The sequence below is a fragment of the Amycolatopsis circi genome, from assembly GCF_003385235.1.
GTDB classification, from domain to species: domain Bacteria; phylum Actinomycetota; class Actinomycetes; order Mycobacteriales; family Pseudonocardiaceae; genus Amycolatopsis; species Amycolatopsis circi.
This window is the reverse complement of the sequence record NZ_PQIA01000014.1, coordinates 145,841-161,343: the sequence shown is the minus strand read 5'-3', so window position 1 is coordinate 161,343 and position 15,503 is coordinate 145,841. Positions and strand designations below refer to the sequence as shown.

Here is a 15,503-nt window from a genome sequence, read left to right as displayed (position 1 = left end):
GCGTGTCCCTGCCGAAGATCCGGGCGTACCCGCTGCCGACGGCGGCGGACCTGCCCGCGGGGCGGGTCGGCTGGCGGCCCGACCCGGCGCGGGCGGCTCTGCTCGTGCACGACGTCCAGCGGTATTTCCTTGCCCCGTATGAGGGTTCGCCGATTCCGGAGATGGTGGCGAACATCGCGAAGCTCGCCGGGCAGGCCCGTCAAAACGGCGTCCCGGTGTTCTACACCGCGCAGCCGGGCAAGCAGCCCGCCGCCGATCGCGGGCTGCTGACCGAGTTCTGGGGCGACGGCATCGGCGCGGTGATCGACGACGACCCGCGCGCCGCGGACATCGTCGACGAGCTGGCCCCGCGACCGGGCGACACCGTGCTGGACAAATGGCGGTACAGCGCCTTCCAGCGCAGCACTTTCCGCGAGCAGCTCGGCGACCGCGACCAGCTGCTGATCACCGGCGTCTACGCGCATATCGGCTGCCAGACCACCGCGGTCGAGGCGTTCATGCGCGACGTTCGGCCGTTCCTGATCAGCGACGCGGTCGCCGACTTCGACCGCTCCCGGCACGACCAGGCGTGCGAGTACGTCGCGCAACGCTGCGGCGTCGTCACCACCACTGCCGACGCGCTCGCCGCGCTGTCGGCGCCGATTCCCGCAGGAGCACCTCGATGAGCACTCCCGGACTGACTGCCGGCCAGGTCAACGCGGACGTCGCCGAACTGCTCGGCTGCGGCCTCGACGAGCTGACCCCGGACACCGATCTCGCCGACCTCGGCCTCGATTCGATGCGGATCATGAGCCTGGTCGAGAAGTGGCGCGGCGCGGGCGCGGCGCAGCTGGAGTTCGCCGACCTGGCCGAAGACCCGCGGCTCGGGCACTGGACGAAGCTGCTCACCGGCGGCGCGCAGTGAGCCGGGACGCGCACCGGCACCGCCACACCGCCCGGATCGCGGAGGTCCGCGCGGGCCGCCAGGCCGAGAAAGTGCCGTACCCCATCCGGATCCGGCGCGCGGAGGTCGTGCGGACAAGCGCGGTCGGTGCCGGGCTGCTGCGCGTGACGCTCGGCGGGCCGGGCACGGCCGGGTTCGAGGCGCATTCGCCGGACGAGCACGTGAAGATCCTCTTCCCGGACGCGGACGGCGAGTTGCGGCTGCCCGAAGCGAACGGTGACCTGCTCCGCTGGCCGAAGCCTTCGCCGGTTTCGCGCGAGTACACCGTCCGCCGCTACGACCCGGCGTCCGGCGAGCTGGACCTCGACGTCGCCCTGCACGACGGCGGTCTCGGCTCGGACTGGGCGCGCGCGGTGCGGCCGGGCGAGGCCGTGCACGTCGCCGGTCCGCCGGGCGGGCTGATCGTGCCGCACAACTACGACCGCTACCTGCTCGCCGGCGACATCACTGCGTTGCCCGCATTGGCGCGTTGGCTGGAGGAACTGCCGCGGACCGCGGTGGGCTGGGCGTTCGCCGAGGTCGCCGATGCGAGCGAGCAGATCGACCTCGACGCTCCGGAGGGCGTCGAAGTCCACTGGCTGCATCGCGGCCCTGGCAACCCGCCCGGCAGCGTCGAGCTTCTCGCCGACGCCGTGCGTGAAGTCAAAGTGCCCGACGGCGAACGGCTTTACGCGTGGATCGCCGGAGAAGCGGGCGCGATCAAGCCGTTGCGGCGCTGGCTGCGCGACGACCTCGGGCTCGCCTGCGAGGACTACGACGTGACCGGCTACTGGAAACGCGGCGTCGCGGACTTCGACGACGAGCACGACCACTAACGCCTCGTGAGTGTTTATGCCGGTTAGAACCGGCATAAACACTCACGACCCCCCACCTGCCCGCACCGATCCGCACTACCTGAGGACCCTCGCATGACCACCAGAAAGACCCGTCTCGCCGCCGCCGCGCTCGCGGTCGCCCTCACCGTCACCGGCTGCGGTTCCGGCGACGCGCAGAGCGGCGGCGGGAGCGACGCCCCGACCCGTGCGTTCGCCGCCGACAACGGCGAGATCAAGATCCCGGTCAAGCCGAAGCGCGTGATCGCGACCGGTTACGCCGTCCCCGCGCTGCTCGAGGCGAAGGCTCCGCTCGTCGGGATCTCGACGTGGAAGCGCGGTCTGCCGATGATGACCACCGAGGACCGCAAGAAGTACGACGAATTGCCGAAGGTCGCGGGCGAGCAGGCCGCCGAGACGAACTACGAGGCCATCGCGCAGGCCGATCCGGACCTGATCGTGATCGGCGTGCCGAAGCCGGTGCTCGCGGACATCGACGTCAAGCGGCTGCAGGAGATCGCGCCGGTCGTGGCGATCGGGCCGTCGGTGCCGTCGGCGTGGCGGGAGCTTTCGCGCAAGCAGTCCGATGCGGCGGGCGCGCTGGCCGGGTTCGACGCCGCGCGCCAGGAGTACGAGACGAAGGCGAAGCAGCTCGCGGACAAGTACAAAACCGTTCTGCCGCAGCTGAAACTGGGCCACGTCGGTGCGTACGGCGAGGTCGCGAAGGGCAACTTCCAGCGCGAGTTCGACAATTCCTGGGGCACCAACATCGCCCAGGACCTCGGCGCGAAGTACTACGGCCAGGTGAAGGTCAAAGGCGGCGGCTCGAAGGACGTCAGCGAGTACCCGTCGATCGAGGAGCTGCCGACCGCGTTCGCGCAGGCAGACGCGATCACGTACTCGGTGAAGCCGGACGGCTCGATTCCGCCCGCGGTGAAGTACGTGCTCGATTCGCCGCTGTGGAAGGAACTTCCCGCGGTGAAGGCGGGCAAGACGTTCGCCTTCCGCTACACCGAAGCGGCCACCTACCGGGCGGCGATGAAGACGCTGGACGCGGTGGACCAGGCGTTCGCGCCGCTGCTGAAGAAGTGACCGTGCGCAGCCGGACCGCGCTGCTGGCCGCCGCCGTCGTCCTGCTGGCGGCGGTGGCCGTGGTCAGCGTGGGCGTCGGCGCGCACGGCATCGCGCCGGCGGAGGTCCTCCAAGCCATTTTCGGCCACGGTGATCCGGCCGATCAGGCGGTGGTGCGCGACGTGCGGGCACCGCGTGCGCTGCTGGCGGTCGGCGTCGGCGCGGCGCTGGCGGTTGCCGGGGTGCTCGTCCAGGTGTTGTCGCGCAACCCGTTGGCCGAACCCGGTGTGCTCGGCGTGACCGCTGGGGCCGGGTTCGCCATCACCATCGGTTCCGCGCTCGGCATCGCAGTCTCCGAATCGGGGGAGCTGCTGTTCGCGGTCCTCGGTGCGGTGCTGGCGACCCTGCTGGTTTATGCGGTCGGCCGGCGGTCACCGTTGCGGATGGTGCTGACCGGCACCGCGCTGACCTTCGTGCTCAGCGGCGTTTCGCTCGGCCTGCGGCTGCTGTTGCCGGACACCTTCGACCGGTACCGGTTCTGGGCGGTCGGTTCGCTGGCCGGACGGGAACAGGCTCCGCTGACGGTTCCGTTGGTCGTGATCGCGGTGAGCGTGATCGCCGCATTCCTGTTGAGCCGTCAGCTGAACGCACTCGCGCTGGGTGACACCGTCGCGCACACTCTCGGCGCGCGCGTGGCCCGAATCCGTGCGGTGACCCTGTTGCTGATCACTTTGCTGGCCGGAGCGGCGACAGCGGTGGCCGGGCCGATTCTGTTCGTCGGCCTGATCGTGCCGCATCTCGCTCGGCGCGCGGCGGGTGCTTCGGTGCCGTGGCTGACCGCGTTCGCGGTGGTGCTGGGCCCGATTCTGCTGCTGGTGTCGGACATCGGCTCGCGCGTGCTGCTGCCGACCGGTGAGGTGCCGGTCGCGATCGTGACGGCGTTCGTCGGCGGTCCGGTGCTGATCTGGGCGGTCCGCAAGTACGGGACGGCCGCGCTGTGACCGCGTTCGTGTTCCGCCGCGGGCGGGTTTCGCTGCGGGTCGAACGTCGGACGGTCGTCCTCGTCGCCGTGCTCGGCGTCGTTCTCGCCGGGCTCGCGTTGCTGGGGCTTTGCTACGGCGCGGCCTGGGCGAGCCCGGCGCGGGTGTTCGCCGCGCTCGGCGGATCCGGCGGCGGGCCGGGCGTGGTGATCCGCGAATGGCGGCTGCCGCGCGTGGCGGCCGGGCTCGTGTTCGGTGCCGCGCTCGGGCTGGCCGGGGCGATTTTCCAGAACGTCACGCGGAATCCGCTCGGCAGCCCGGACGTGATCGGCCTCGATTCCGGGGCCTACACCGGCGCGTTGATCGCGATGACGGTGCTGTCCGGGTCTCCGGCGCAGCTGACGTTCGCGTCGGTGCTCGGCGGGCTGGTCACCGCGGCCGCGGTCTACCTGCTGTCGATGGGCGGCAGCCGGTCCGGGTTGCGGCTGATCGTCATCGGGATCGCGATCAACGCGATGCTGACCGCGTTGAACTCGTGGATCGTGCTGCGCGCCGACCTGGAAGTGGCGATCGCCGCGGTCGGCTGGAGTGCCGGTTCGCTCAACGGCATCGGCTGGAGCGACGTCGCGGTGCCGTTCGGCGTGCTGGCCGTGCTGTTCGCGGTGCTGCTGACTCGTGCGCCCGCGCTGCACCAAGCGGCGCTCGGCACGGAACTCGCGGTGACGACGGGCGTCCGGCACGAATCCCTGCGGCTGCAGCTGGTCGTGATCGGCGTCGCCTGCACGGCGACGGTCACCGCGGTGGCCGGGCCGATCGCGTTCGTCGCGCTCGCCGCCCCGCAGATCGGTCGCCGGCTCGCCCGTGCGCCCGGCATTCCGCTGCTGCCCGCCGCGCTGACCGGCGCGGTGCTGCTCGCGGGGGCCGATCTCGCCGCGCAGATGCTGCTCGCCCCGGTGTCGCTGCCGGTCGGCGTGGTCAGCACGGCGATCGGCGGCTGCTACCTGATCTGGCTGCTCACCAAGGAGGTGCGGCGGAAGTGACCGCCCGCTTGACCGCGCGGGACCTCACCCTGCGCTACGGCGACCGCGTCGTCTCGACGCAGTTGCAGCTCGACGTGCCCGACCGCGCGTTCACCGCGGTGGTCGGCCCGAACGCGTGCGGCAAATCGACATTGCTGCGCGCCTTCGTCCGGCTGCTCCGTCCGTCCGGTGGCGGAGTGACCTTCGACGGCCGCGAGGTCGGGGCGTATCCGGCCAAGGCGCTGGCGCGGGAACTCGGCTTCCTGCCGCAGGATCCGTCCGCGCCGGAGGACGTCCGCGTCCGGCAGCTGGTCGCGCGCGGCCGGTTCCCGCACCAGTCGCTGCTGTCGTCGTGGTCGGCCGACGACGAGACGGCGGTGGTCGGCGCGATGACCGCGGCCGGGGTCGCCGGGCTGGCCGACCGTCCGGTGCAGGAGCTGTCCGGCGGGCAGCGGCAGCGGGTGTGGATCGCGGTCGTGCTCGCGCAGCGCACGCCGTACCTGCTGCTCGACGAGCCGACGTCGTTCCTCGACATCGCGCACCAGTACCAGGTGCTGGAACTGCTGAAACGGCTGCGCGACGAGGGCACCACGGTGATCGCGGTGCTGCACGACATCAATCAGGCCTGCCGCTACGCCGACCACGTGGTCGCCCTGCGCGACGGCCGGATCGTCGCCGAGGGCGCGCCCGGCGACGTCGTGGACGCCGCGCTGATCAAGGAAGTCTTCGACCTGCCGAGCGTCGTGGTGCCCGATCCGGTCACCGGGACGCCGATGGTCGTGCCGTCGCTCTGACCCCAGGAGTCACCTGTTGAGCACCGCACTTGCCACCCTCGAGCTGACCAGCGCCCAGCTGGGCATCTGGAACGCGCAGCGGCTGGAACCAGACTCGCCGTATTACGTGGTCGGGGACGTTATCGAGATCTTCGGCGGCGAGCCGGTCGACCTCGCGGCGCTCGCCGAGGCGATCCGGGCGACCACCGAGGAGGCCGAAAGCCTGCGCCTGCGGGTGCTCGTCACTCCGGACGGCCCTCGGCAAACCGTGTCCACCGAGCCGGTTCCGTTGCCGGAAGTCGTTGACCTGCAAGGGGAAGCGGATCCAGTGGCGGCCGCGCACGCGCGGGTCGCGGCGGAGCGGCAGCGGGTGGCCGAGGCGTGCCGCGGGATGCTGGACCGGGCGTTGTTCTCGCACGTGATCCTCCGGCTTTCCGACACCGAGGTGTGGTTTACCCAGCTGGGCCACCATTTGGTGTTCGACGGGTACACCGCGGCGATGCTCGCCCGGCGCACGGCCGCCCGCTACACCGCGGCGGTGCGGGGCGAAGAGGTGCCGCCGTCGACGTTCGGCCGGTTCGCGGATCTGGTGGACGCCGACCGCGCGTACCGGATGAGCGAGCGGTTCGCGCAGGACCGCGAGTACTGGTGCGATCGGTTCACCCCGATGCCGGAGCTGGCCGAGGACGCGAGCGCGGCCGGGCTGCCCGAAGCGACGTTCACCGCGCGCGCCGAACTCACCGCGGACGAGGTTGCCGGGCTCCGCGAGCTGGGTTCCCGGGCGAAGACGACCTGGGGTGACGCGCTGATCGCGTGTTACGCGGCGTTTCTGCATCGGGTGCTCGGGACGGCGGACGTCGTGTTCGCGGTGCCGTTGATGTGCCGGGTGGGTGCGGCGTTGCGTACTCCGGCGATGGCGGTCAACGTGCTGCCGTTGCGGGTTCGCGTGCAGCCGGGCGACCGTCCGGAGGAGCTGACCGCGCGGGTCGCGGAGGCGCTGCGGGAAATGCGCGCGCACCAGCGGTACCGAGGCGAGAACCTGCCGCAGGATCTGGCGGTGCCCGGCGCGGGTGCGTTGCTGCACGGCCGTGGGATCAACCTCAAGGCGTTCGACTTGGAGCTGACGTTCGGCGAGGCGCGCGGGACGATGCGGAACGTCGCGGGCGGGCCGCCGGAGGACATGGGGCTCAGCGTCCTGCCGACGGCTGGCGGCGGGCTGTTGCTCGGGTTCGAGGTCGACGCCCGGTCGCAGGATCAGGCTGGTGTCGATGCGCAGCTCGCGGCGTTGAAGGCGTTGCTCTCGGCGTTCACCGGGGCGGACGCTCCGGTGGTCGGCGGGGTGGACCTGGTTCCGGACGTCGACGCCTTGCTCGCCGAGTGGTCGACTCCCGCCATTGCCGCGCCAGAGGTCCGTGAAGGGCTCCTTGAGGGAATCAGATTCCCTCAAGGAGTCCTTCACGGACAGACTGCACTGGTCTGCGGCGACGAGCGGCTCACCGGCGACGAGGTGCTGGGCCGGGTGCACCGGCTGGCGCGGGCGTTGCGGGCGCGGGGCGTCGGCGCGGACGACGTGGTGGCGCTGGCGTTGCCCCGGTCGGTCGATCTGGTGGTGGCGCTCCTGGCGGTTCTCGACGCTGGGGCCGCGTTCTTGCCACTGGACTTGGCGCATCCGGCGGAACGGTTGCGCTCGCTGGTCGCCGAGGTGACCCCGAAGCTCGTCGTGACGGACTCGGATCTGCTCCCGGACGTACCGCAGCTTCGGTTGGACGATCCGGCGGTACGGGACGAGATCGCCGGGTACTCGGCGGCGGATCTGTCCGATGTGGACCGTCATCCGGAACACCTCGCGTACGTCATCTTCACCTCAGGTTCTACCGGGCGGCCCAAGGGAGTGCTGGTCCGGTCCGGCGGGCTGGAGACGTTGCTGCGGAACCATCGCGCGACCACCGTCGCCGAGACTGCGCAGGGGCGGCGGCTCCGGGTGGCGCACACATACTCGTTCGCCTTCGACTCGGCGATCGAGCAGTTGCTGTGGATGCTGTGCGGGCACGAATTGCACGTCTACGACACGGAAACCGCGCGCGATGTCGACGCGCTGCATGCCGCTTTCCTGCGCGACCGGATCGACGTCATCGACACGACGCCGTCGATGGCCGCGCCGTTGCTGGACGCGGGTTCGCTCGACCCGGCGTTGCTGGTGCTCGGCGGCGAGGCGACGCCTCCGGCGTTATGGCAGCGGATCGCGTCGTCCGGCATCCGGGCGCGCAACATTTACGGCCCGACTGAGGCCACTGTGGACGGTGCGAGCGCGGTGATCACCGGGGACGAACCGGTGATCGGGTTCGCGGTGCCGGGCACGCGGGCGTACGTGCTCGACGCCGCGCTGCGGCCGGTGCTGCCGGGCAGTCGCGGGGAGTTGTACCTCGCCGGGCCGCATCTGGCTCGCGGTTACCTCGGCCGTCCGGGCGGAACGGCGGAACGCTTCGTCGCCGATCCGTTCGGGCCGCCGGGGGAGCGGATGTATCGCACCGGCGACGTCGTGCGCTGGGCGCCCGGTCGTGGGCTGGAGTATCTGGGGCGGCGCGACGGGCAGGTCAAGATTCGCGGCCACCGGGTCGAATTGGGCGAGGTCGAGGGTGCGCTCGGCGCGGTGCCGGGAGTGCGGGCTGCTGCCGCGGCGGTGCGCGGGCCGCGGCTGATCGGGTATGTCGTCGGCGCTGGGCTGGTGGCGGATGACGTCCGCGCGACACTCGCGCAGCGGTTGCCGGAGGCGATGGTTCCAGCGGCAGTCGTGGTGCTGGACGAACTTCCGGTGACCAGCAACGGGAAACTCGACCGGGCCGCGCTGCCCGCACCTGCGGCGGCAGACGGCGGACGCGAGCCGCGGACCGAGCGGGAACGGTTGCTGTGCGCCGCGATCGGCGAGGTAATCGGCGTGGAGCGAGTCGCGGTCGACGACGATTTCTTCGCTCTGGGCGGTGACAGCATCACAGCGATCAGCGTGAGCAGTCGCTTGCGGACGCACGGGTTGGATCTGCGGCCGCGGGATTTGCTGGCGCGGCGCAGTTTCGCGGCCTTGGCGGCGGCGAGCCGGGATCTGTCCGAACCGGACAGTGAACCGGACGAGCCGATCGGCGAGGTTCCGGCACCGCCGATCGTGCGGACGTTGTTCGACCTGAATCCCGATCTGGACGCGATCGCCGGCTATGCACAGTGGACAGTGCTTCGAGTCGGCGGCCCGGTGCCCGGCTTGGTCGAAGGCGTTCAGACGATTCTCGATCACCACGACGTGTTGCGGCTTCGCGTCGAATCCGATGGCTCGTTGGTGATCCGCCCGCGCGGAGCAGTCGCGGCGTCGGTCAGCGAGGCGACCGGGAATCCGGCCGAGGTGGCGGAGCGGCTGGCGTCCGAATTGGACCCACGCGCCGGTGCGATGCTGAGGGTCGCGCTGGTGGGGGACCAGTTGGTGATCGTCGTGCACCACCTGGCGATCGACGGGGTTTCGTGGCGGATCCTGCTGCCTGATCTGCAGACGGCGTGCGAGGGCGGGGTGCTCGAACCCGTGCGCAATTCCTGGCGACGGCATGCCCTGGCGCTCGCCGAACAGGGCGCGAACGGTGCGCGGCGCGGCGAACTCGAATACTGGCGGTCGACGCAGAAGAGCAAGCTCGACCCGATGCGAGATACCGTTGCCACTGCACAACGTTCGGTCACCGTCGCCACCGAAGAGGAAAGCACGGCGATCCTCACGACGCTGCCCGCCGCCTACCGCGCAGGTGTCGACGAGGTGCTGCTCGCCGCCCTCGTGCTGACGCTGCGCGGCAACGAGGACGCGATGACCGTCACGATGGAAGGCCACGGCCGCGAAGGCTTGGACCTTGCCCGCACCGTCGGCTGGTTCACCGCCGAATACCCGGTCCGCATCGAACTGTCTGGAGTGGACACTCTCGATCGGTTGCTGCGCACGGTAAAGGAAGCGCGCCGAGCAGTGCCGGACGGCGGGATCGGCTTCGGCGTCCTCCGGTATCTCGACCCCGGTGCTGAGTTCGTGCCCGAAATGCCGGACGTTCTCCTCAACTACCTCGGCCGGTTCACCCCGCTGTCCGGCGGCTGGCAGCTGCCGGACGAGGATCCGTTCGCGGTCATCGAGCCGCCCGCGAAGGCGCTGGAACAGGTCCTGGCGCTGAACTGTTTCGTCCGCGAGGAAGGCGTCCCGCGGATCACCGTCGAATGGACCGCCGCGAGCCGGGTACTGCCGCCGGAAGAGGTCGAGCGTCTGCAAGAAGCGTGGACCGCTGCGCTGGCTACGTTGGCAGTGCATGCGCGGGAGAACGTCGGCGGGCTCACCCCGTCGGACCTTCCGCTGGTCACCATCACCCAGGACGACATCGACGCCCTCGAAAAGCAAGGTCCGATCGCCGATGTCCTGCCCGCGACACCGCTGCAGGCCGGGCTGTCGTTCCACACACTGACTCGCGGCGGGCCGGACGTCTACACCGTGCAGGCGGTCACCCGGCTGGAAGGGAAGCTCGATCCGGACCGGATGCGAGCCGCCGCCGAAGAGTTGCTGCGGCGGCACCCGGCGCTGCGCGTCCACCTGCACACCACGGCGGCAGGCGACGTCGTGCAGGTCGTGCCTGCCAACGTGCATCTCGACTGGCGGTACGTCGAACACCCGGTGAACGCCGACGACGAATGCGCGGCCGAGCTGGCCCGGCCGTTCGACCCAGCGGTGCCGCCGCTGATCCGGTTTCTGCTGCTCACCCTTGGCCTGGCCGAACACCGGCTGGTGCTGACAATCCATCACGCACTGCTCGACGGCTGGTCGATGCCGCTCGTCGGCCGTGCCCTGCTGGCCACCTACGCCGAGCTGAACGGTGGACCAGCCGCTCCGGTCGCGCCGCCGCTCGCCGAGTATCACCGCGTGCTGGCCGCTCGCGATCACGACGCCGCAGTCGAGGCATGGCAGACCGCGTTGGCTGGGCTGGAAGAAGGGACTCGTCTCGCCCCGTCGACCACGGAGTCCACTTCAGACCGTCCACAACGGACCTGGGTGGGACTCGGCGCGGAGTTCAGCGAACAGTTGCGCCTTTTCGCCCGGGAACGCGGTGTGACGTCGACGGCGGTGTTCCAGACCGCGTGGGGCGTTCTGCTGGCTCGGCTCACCGGACGCCAGGACGTGGTGTTCGGCTGCCCGGTGTCCGGCCGTCCGTCCGACGTTCCGGGCGTGGAAGCGATGATCGGCCAGTTCGGCACGACCATCCCGGTGCGGGTGTCCTTCGCTCTGTCCGATCCGGCCGCCGCAGTGCTGGCGCGAGTGCAGGACGAGAACGCACGGCTCACCGACCACCATCATCTCGGCCTGCCGGACATCCAGCGCGCGGCGGGCGTCGGCGATCTGTTCGACACGATGCTGGTCATGGAGAACTTCCCGCTCTCCAGCCGGAACCGCGAACCGCTCGCGCCTGGGCTCGACCTCGCTGGCGTCGACATCACCGACGCGACTCATTACCCGCTGACGGTGATCGTGCTGCCCGGCGACGAGATCTCGATCGGCCTCGGCTATCAGCCGCACGCCTTCGACGAGTCGACGGTGAAGGCTTACGGCCGCTGGCTGACGACGCTGCTGCACGAGATCGTGGCGAATCCGCAGCAACCGGTCGCGCGGCTGCGTTCTCTTGGCACAGAAGAGGAAGCAGCTCTGCTTCAGCAAGGAGCCGGGCCTGAGCCTCGGCGGGAAGCCGGTACCTGCCTGGCGGAATTCGCCCGTTGGGTGCGGGAAACTCCGGACGCCGAAGCCGTGGTGTGCCGGGATCGTCGGCTGACCTACGCGGAACTGGACCGGAAGGCGAACCAGCTCGCCCACGCGTTGCGCGCCGCTGGCGTGCACGAGCAGGACCCGGTCGCGGTGCTGCTGGAACGGGACATCGATCTGGTCGTCGCGCTGTTCGGCGTGCTCAAGGCCGGGGCGGTGCACGTGCCGATGGACCCGACCTACCCGGCGGAACGCCTGGCGCATCTGGTGCAAGACAGCGCGCCTGCTGCCGTGGTGTCCACTTCGGACCCGGGCTTCGGCATTCCGGTGATCGATCCATTTGTCCTGAGTGGACGGTCTACTTGGGACGACATAGACCCGTCGCCGGAATCGCTGGCCTATGTCATCTACACATCCGGCACCACCGGAAAACCCAAGGGCGTCGCGATCACGCACCGCGGCATTCCGAGTCTGGTGGCGCTGCAGGAGGACATCGTCGGCATCCGGCACGGCGAGCGGTACCTGCACTTCGCGTCCACGAGCTTCGACGTGTCGTACTGGCAGTTCTTCCTGCCGCTGCTGTCCGGCGGCACCTCGGTGATCGCGCCGGAGGAGGTCCGCGGTTCCGGCGACGACCTGCTCGCCTACGCTGCCGAACACCGCGTCACCGGGCTGAACCTGCTGCCGTCGTTCCTGTCCGCGATGCCGGACGACGCGATGGTGGACCCGGAGGTGTTCTTCGTGGTCGGCGCCGAACGGCTCGACCCGGAGCTGGCGCACCGCTGGGGCGACCGGCGGGCGCTGTTCAACGCTTACGGCCCGACCGAGGTCACGATCAACTCCGTGACCTGGGCGTACTCCGCCGACGACCCCGGGCCGCTGCCGATCGGCCGGCCGGACCCGCAGGTGCGGGCGTATGTGCTGGACGCGGGACTGCGGCCGGTCGGGAGCGGCGTCACCGGCGAGCTGTATCTCGCCGGCCCGAAGCTCGCGCGCGGCTATGTGAACCGGCCGGGGCAGACCGCGGAGCGGTTCGTGGCCGACCCGTTCGGCGCGCCCGGCGACCGGATGTACCGCACCGGCGACCTCGTGCGCTGGCGGCCGGACGGGCAGTTGGTGTTCCTCGGCCGCGCCGACCAGCAGGTCAAACTGCGCGGGTTCCGGATCGAGCCGGGCGAGATCGAATCGGCGCTGGCACGGCATCCGGACGTGCGGGCCGCGGTCGTGCTCGTGCGCGAGGACCGGCCGAGGGGCCGGCGGCTCGTCGGCTACGTCGTGCCGGTCGACGGCGCGGACCCGGATCCGGCCGCGCTGCGCGAGTATCTGGCCGCTGAGCTGCCTGCGCACATGGTGCCGTCGGCGGTGCTCTCGCTGGAGCGGCTGCCGCTCGGGCCCAGCGGCAAGCTCGATCGGGCCGCGTTGCCCGCGCCCGGTCCGCGCACCGTCGCGGCGGCTCGCCAACCGGCCCCGGGGGCGGAAACCTTGCTGCTGCAAGTGGTTCGAGAGCTGCTCGGCCCGGACGTCACGATCGACGACGGGTTCCTCGACGCTGGCGGCGACAGCATCGCGTCGCTCCGGCTGGTCGCGCGCGCTCGACGGGAGGGGCTGCACCTGACCGCGCGGGATGTGTTCGAGGGCGGCACGATCGCTGGGATCGCTGCCCGCTGCGGTGACAGGACCGTGGTGGTGTCGCCGGATCTCACGCCAGCGGTCGGCGATGCGCCGCTGACGCCCGTCATGCGTGAGCTGCTGGAACGCGCTGGTTCGGACGCGGACGGGTTCTGCCAGTGGGTCGAGGTGTGCGTGCCGTCCGGCGGCGACGTGCCGAAGTGGCGGACGGCGCTCGACGCGGTGCTTGAACGGCACGACATGCTGCGTTCGCACTTGGCGGGCGAGGTGCTGCGCGTCCCGGAACCTGGCGCGGTGACCGGGGCGGACGTGCTGATGGTCGTCCCGGCGGGCGAGGACGCGGATCTTCGGGCGCTCCTGGACGACCAGATCGCGGCGGTCCGGTCTGCGATGAACCCGCGGACCGGACCGATGCTGCGTGCGGTGTGGGTGGATGCCGGGCCCGCGCGTCCGGGGCGGCTCGCGCTGGTCGCACACCATCTCGTCGTGGACGCGGTGTCGTGGCGGATCCTGCTCGACGACCTTGAGCAGGCTTATCTCGGCCACCAGCTGCCGGAACGCGGGCCGTCGTTCCTCGGCTGGGCTCGCGCGTTGGCGGCTGCTAAACCGGCGCGGCAGGCGGAAAGTCCACACTGGCAACGGGTTTCGGCATCCTCCCGTCCGGTTAGCGGGACCGCGCGGCACCACGAGATCGAGGTGTCGGAGGAGATCACGCAGGCGGTGCTGACGACGTTGCCGGGCGCGTACCGGACCGGCCCCGATGCCGTGCTGCTTACCGCTTTCGCACGGGCTTGGCGCGGCTCGGAGTTGCTCGTCGCGTTGGAGAGCCACGGCCGTCCGGATCACACGCCGGACTTCGCCGGAGCGGTCGACCTGTCGCGGACGGTCGGCTGGTTCACCGCGATGTACCCGGCGCGGATCACCTCGCCAGAAGGGGAGACGGCGATCGCCTCCGTCCGCGATCAGCTCCGCGCCGCTGGCGACGGGCTCGGGTACGGAATCCTCGGCGGAACCTCGACGGGGGCAGACGTCAGCTGGAACTACCTCGGCCGGTTCGAGGCGGCACCGCAGGCGGAGACGCCGTGGCAGCGCCCGCCGGACGCCGATCCGCTCGGCTCCGCCGGAGCACCGCCCGGGCACGCGCTGATGGTGAACGCGATGGTGCGCGACGACCGACTGGCGGTGCGGTTCACCTGGCCGTCCTCGGAGTTCAGTGCGGACGAGGTCGCCGCGTTGGGTGCGGCGTTCCAGGAGGAACTCGCTGCGCTGGCCGCGTCGGTACCGGCTGGCGAGCTGCTGCCGTTGACGCCGCTACAGGAGCTGATCCTGCGCGAGTCGCGGGCGGCGGATGAGGATCCGTACCCGGTTCAGGCGGCGTTTTCGCTGGCCGGAGCACTGGACGTACGCGCGTTGGCGGCTGCGGCGAACGCCTTGGTGCGGCGGCATCCAAACCTGAGCGCGGTCTTCCCGGCCGGGCACGAGGTGCAGGTGCTGCCCACGGAACCTCAGGTCGGCTTCCGTGTGCGCGAAGTTGCCGAGGACGTCGAGCGGTTGCTCGCGGAAGACCTCGCCGAGCCGTTCGATCTCAGTGCGGGTCCGTTGCTGCGGGTCACTGTGCTCCGGCACGGCCCGGACCGGCATGAACTCGTGCTGACCAGCCATCACCTGCTGTCGGACGGCTGGTCTGCACCGCGGATCCTGGCCGAGTTGTTCGCGGGGTATTCCGGCGAGTCGCTGCCGGAGGCCGTGCCGGTGTCGCGGTACACGCGGTGGCTCGCGGCGCGGGACCACGCGGTCAGCGGGCATGCTTGGCGAACGGAATTGGCCGATCTGCCGTCGCGGAAACTCCTGAGTGGACAGCCCGCGGCGGTCGAGCCGGAACTGTTCACTGTGGACGCTCCGCTGGTCGCCGAGCTGACTCAAGCTGGTGCCAAACACGGCGTCACGGCGGGGACATTGCTGCAGGGCGCGTGGGCGGCGGTGCTCGCGGCTCGGGCCGGGGTCGACGATGTCGCTTTCGGGGCGATGGTGTCCGGGCGGACGTCCGAAGTGGACGGTGTCGAGGAAATCCTCGGCCTGCTCGCCAATACTGTTCCGGTGCGGGTCCGGTTTGCCGGAACGGTGGGGGAGACCATGAGGAAAACTCAAGCGCGGCAACAGGAACTGCTCACGCATCAGCACGTCGGCCTCGCTGAACTGGCCGCACTGACTGGGCGAGAGCGGCTGTTCGACAGCCTCGTCGTGTTCGAGAACTACCCGGTGGACCCGGCGAAACTGCGCGAACCGGCCCCGGGGCTGACAACCACCGGGACCCGGTTCCGCGAGCGCACGCACTACCCGATGACGGTGACCGTAGTGCCCGAACTCGCAGGCGGCTGGTCCGGCGTATTCGGTTACCAGGCCGGGGTTCTGACGGCTGCGGAAGCCCGGTCGCTGGTCGCGGACCTGCTGCGATTCCTGGCCGAGCTTCCCTCGCGATTGGACGAGGACGCGGGCGAGTGGCTGCGGTGAGCCTGTGGCG

Annotated in this window: 8 protein-coding genes; all 8 read left to right on the top strand. The window is 70.7% G+C overall.

The features are described from left to right. Positions 1-2: 2 nt before the first annotated feature. The 8 genes from D0D37_RS08140 (at position 3) to D0D37_RS08105 (ending at position 15,493) form a co-directional block, all read left to right on the top strand. Positions 3-665: an isochorismatase family protein gene (locus D0D37_RS08140; protein ID WP_116199912.1), complete on the top strand. Its 663-nt coding sequence runs from the start codon at positions 3-5 to the stop codon at positions 663-665. Continuing rightward, on the top strand, positions 662-904 hold the full coding sequence (locus D0D37_RS08135) for a phosphopantetheine-binding protein (protein ID WP_116199911.1): 243 nt from the start codon (positions 662-664) through the stop codon (positions 902-904). Before D0D37_RS08140 ends, D0D37_RS08135 begins: the two co-directional genes overlap by 4 nt. Then, positions 901-1,758, top strand: coding sequence for a siderophore-interacting protein (locus D0D37_RS08130; protein ID WP_116199910.1), 858 nt, complete (start codon positions 901-903; stop codon positions 1,756-1,758). The genes D0D37_RS08135 and D0D37_RS08130 overlap by 4 nt, the downstream gene beginning before the upstream one ends. Positions 1,759-1,851: 93 nt before the next feature. Beyond that, positions 1,852-2,847 carry an ABC transporter substrate-binding protein gene (locus tag D0D37_RS08125; protein WP_116199909.1) on the top strand — a complete coding sequence of 332 codons (996 nt, stop codon included), beginning with the start codon at positions 1,852-1,854 and terminating at the stop codon, positions 2,845-2,847. Between the two features lie 2 nt (positions 2,848-2,849). After that, a complete protein-coding gene (locus D0D37_RS08120; RefSeq protein WP_425266907.1) occupies positions 2,850-3,827 on the top strand; it encodes a FecCD family ABC transporter permease in 978 nt (325 codons plus the stop codon). Continuing rightward, positions 3,824-4,846, top strand: coding sequence for a FecCD family ABC transporter permease (locus D0D37_RS08115; protein ID WP_116199907.1), 1,023 nt, complete (start codon positions 3,824-3,826; stop codon positions 4,844-4,846). Before D0D37_RS08120 ends, D0D37_RS08115 begins: the two co-directional genes overlap by 4 nt. After that, the gene (locus tag D0D37_RS08110) at positions 4,843-5,619 is read left to right on the top strand and encodes an ABC transporter ATP-binding protein (RefSeq protein WP_116199906.1); all 777 of its coding nucleotides are present in this window, start codon (positions 4,843-4,845) and stop codon (positions 5,617-5,619) included. The genes D0D37_RS08115 and D0D37_RS08110 overlap by 4 nt, the downstream gene beginning before the upstream one ends. A gap of 16 nt (positions 5,620-5,635) precedes the next feature. Continuing rightward, positions 5,636-15,493 (top strand): non-ribosomal peptide synthetase, encoded by a 9,858-nt coding sequence (locus tag D0D37_RS08105; RefSeq protein WP_244223429.1) that lies wholly within the window; start codon positions 5,636-5,638, stop codon positions 15,491-15,493. Positions 15,494-15,503: the final 10 nt, after the last annotated feature.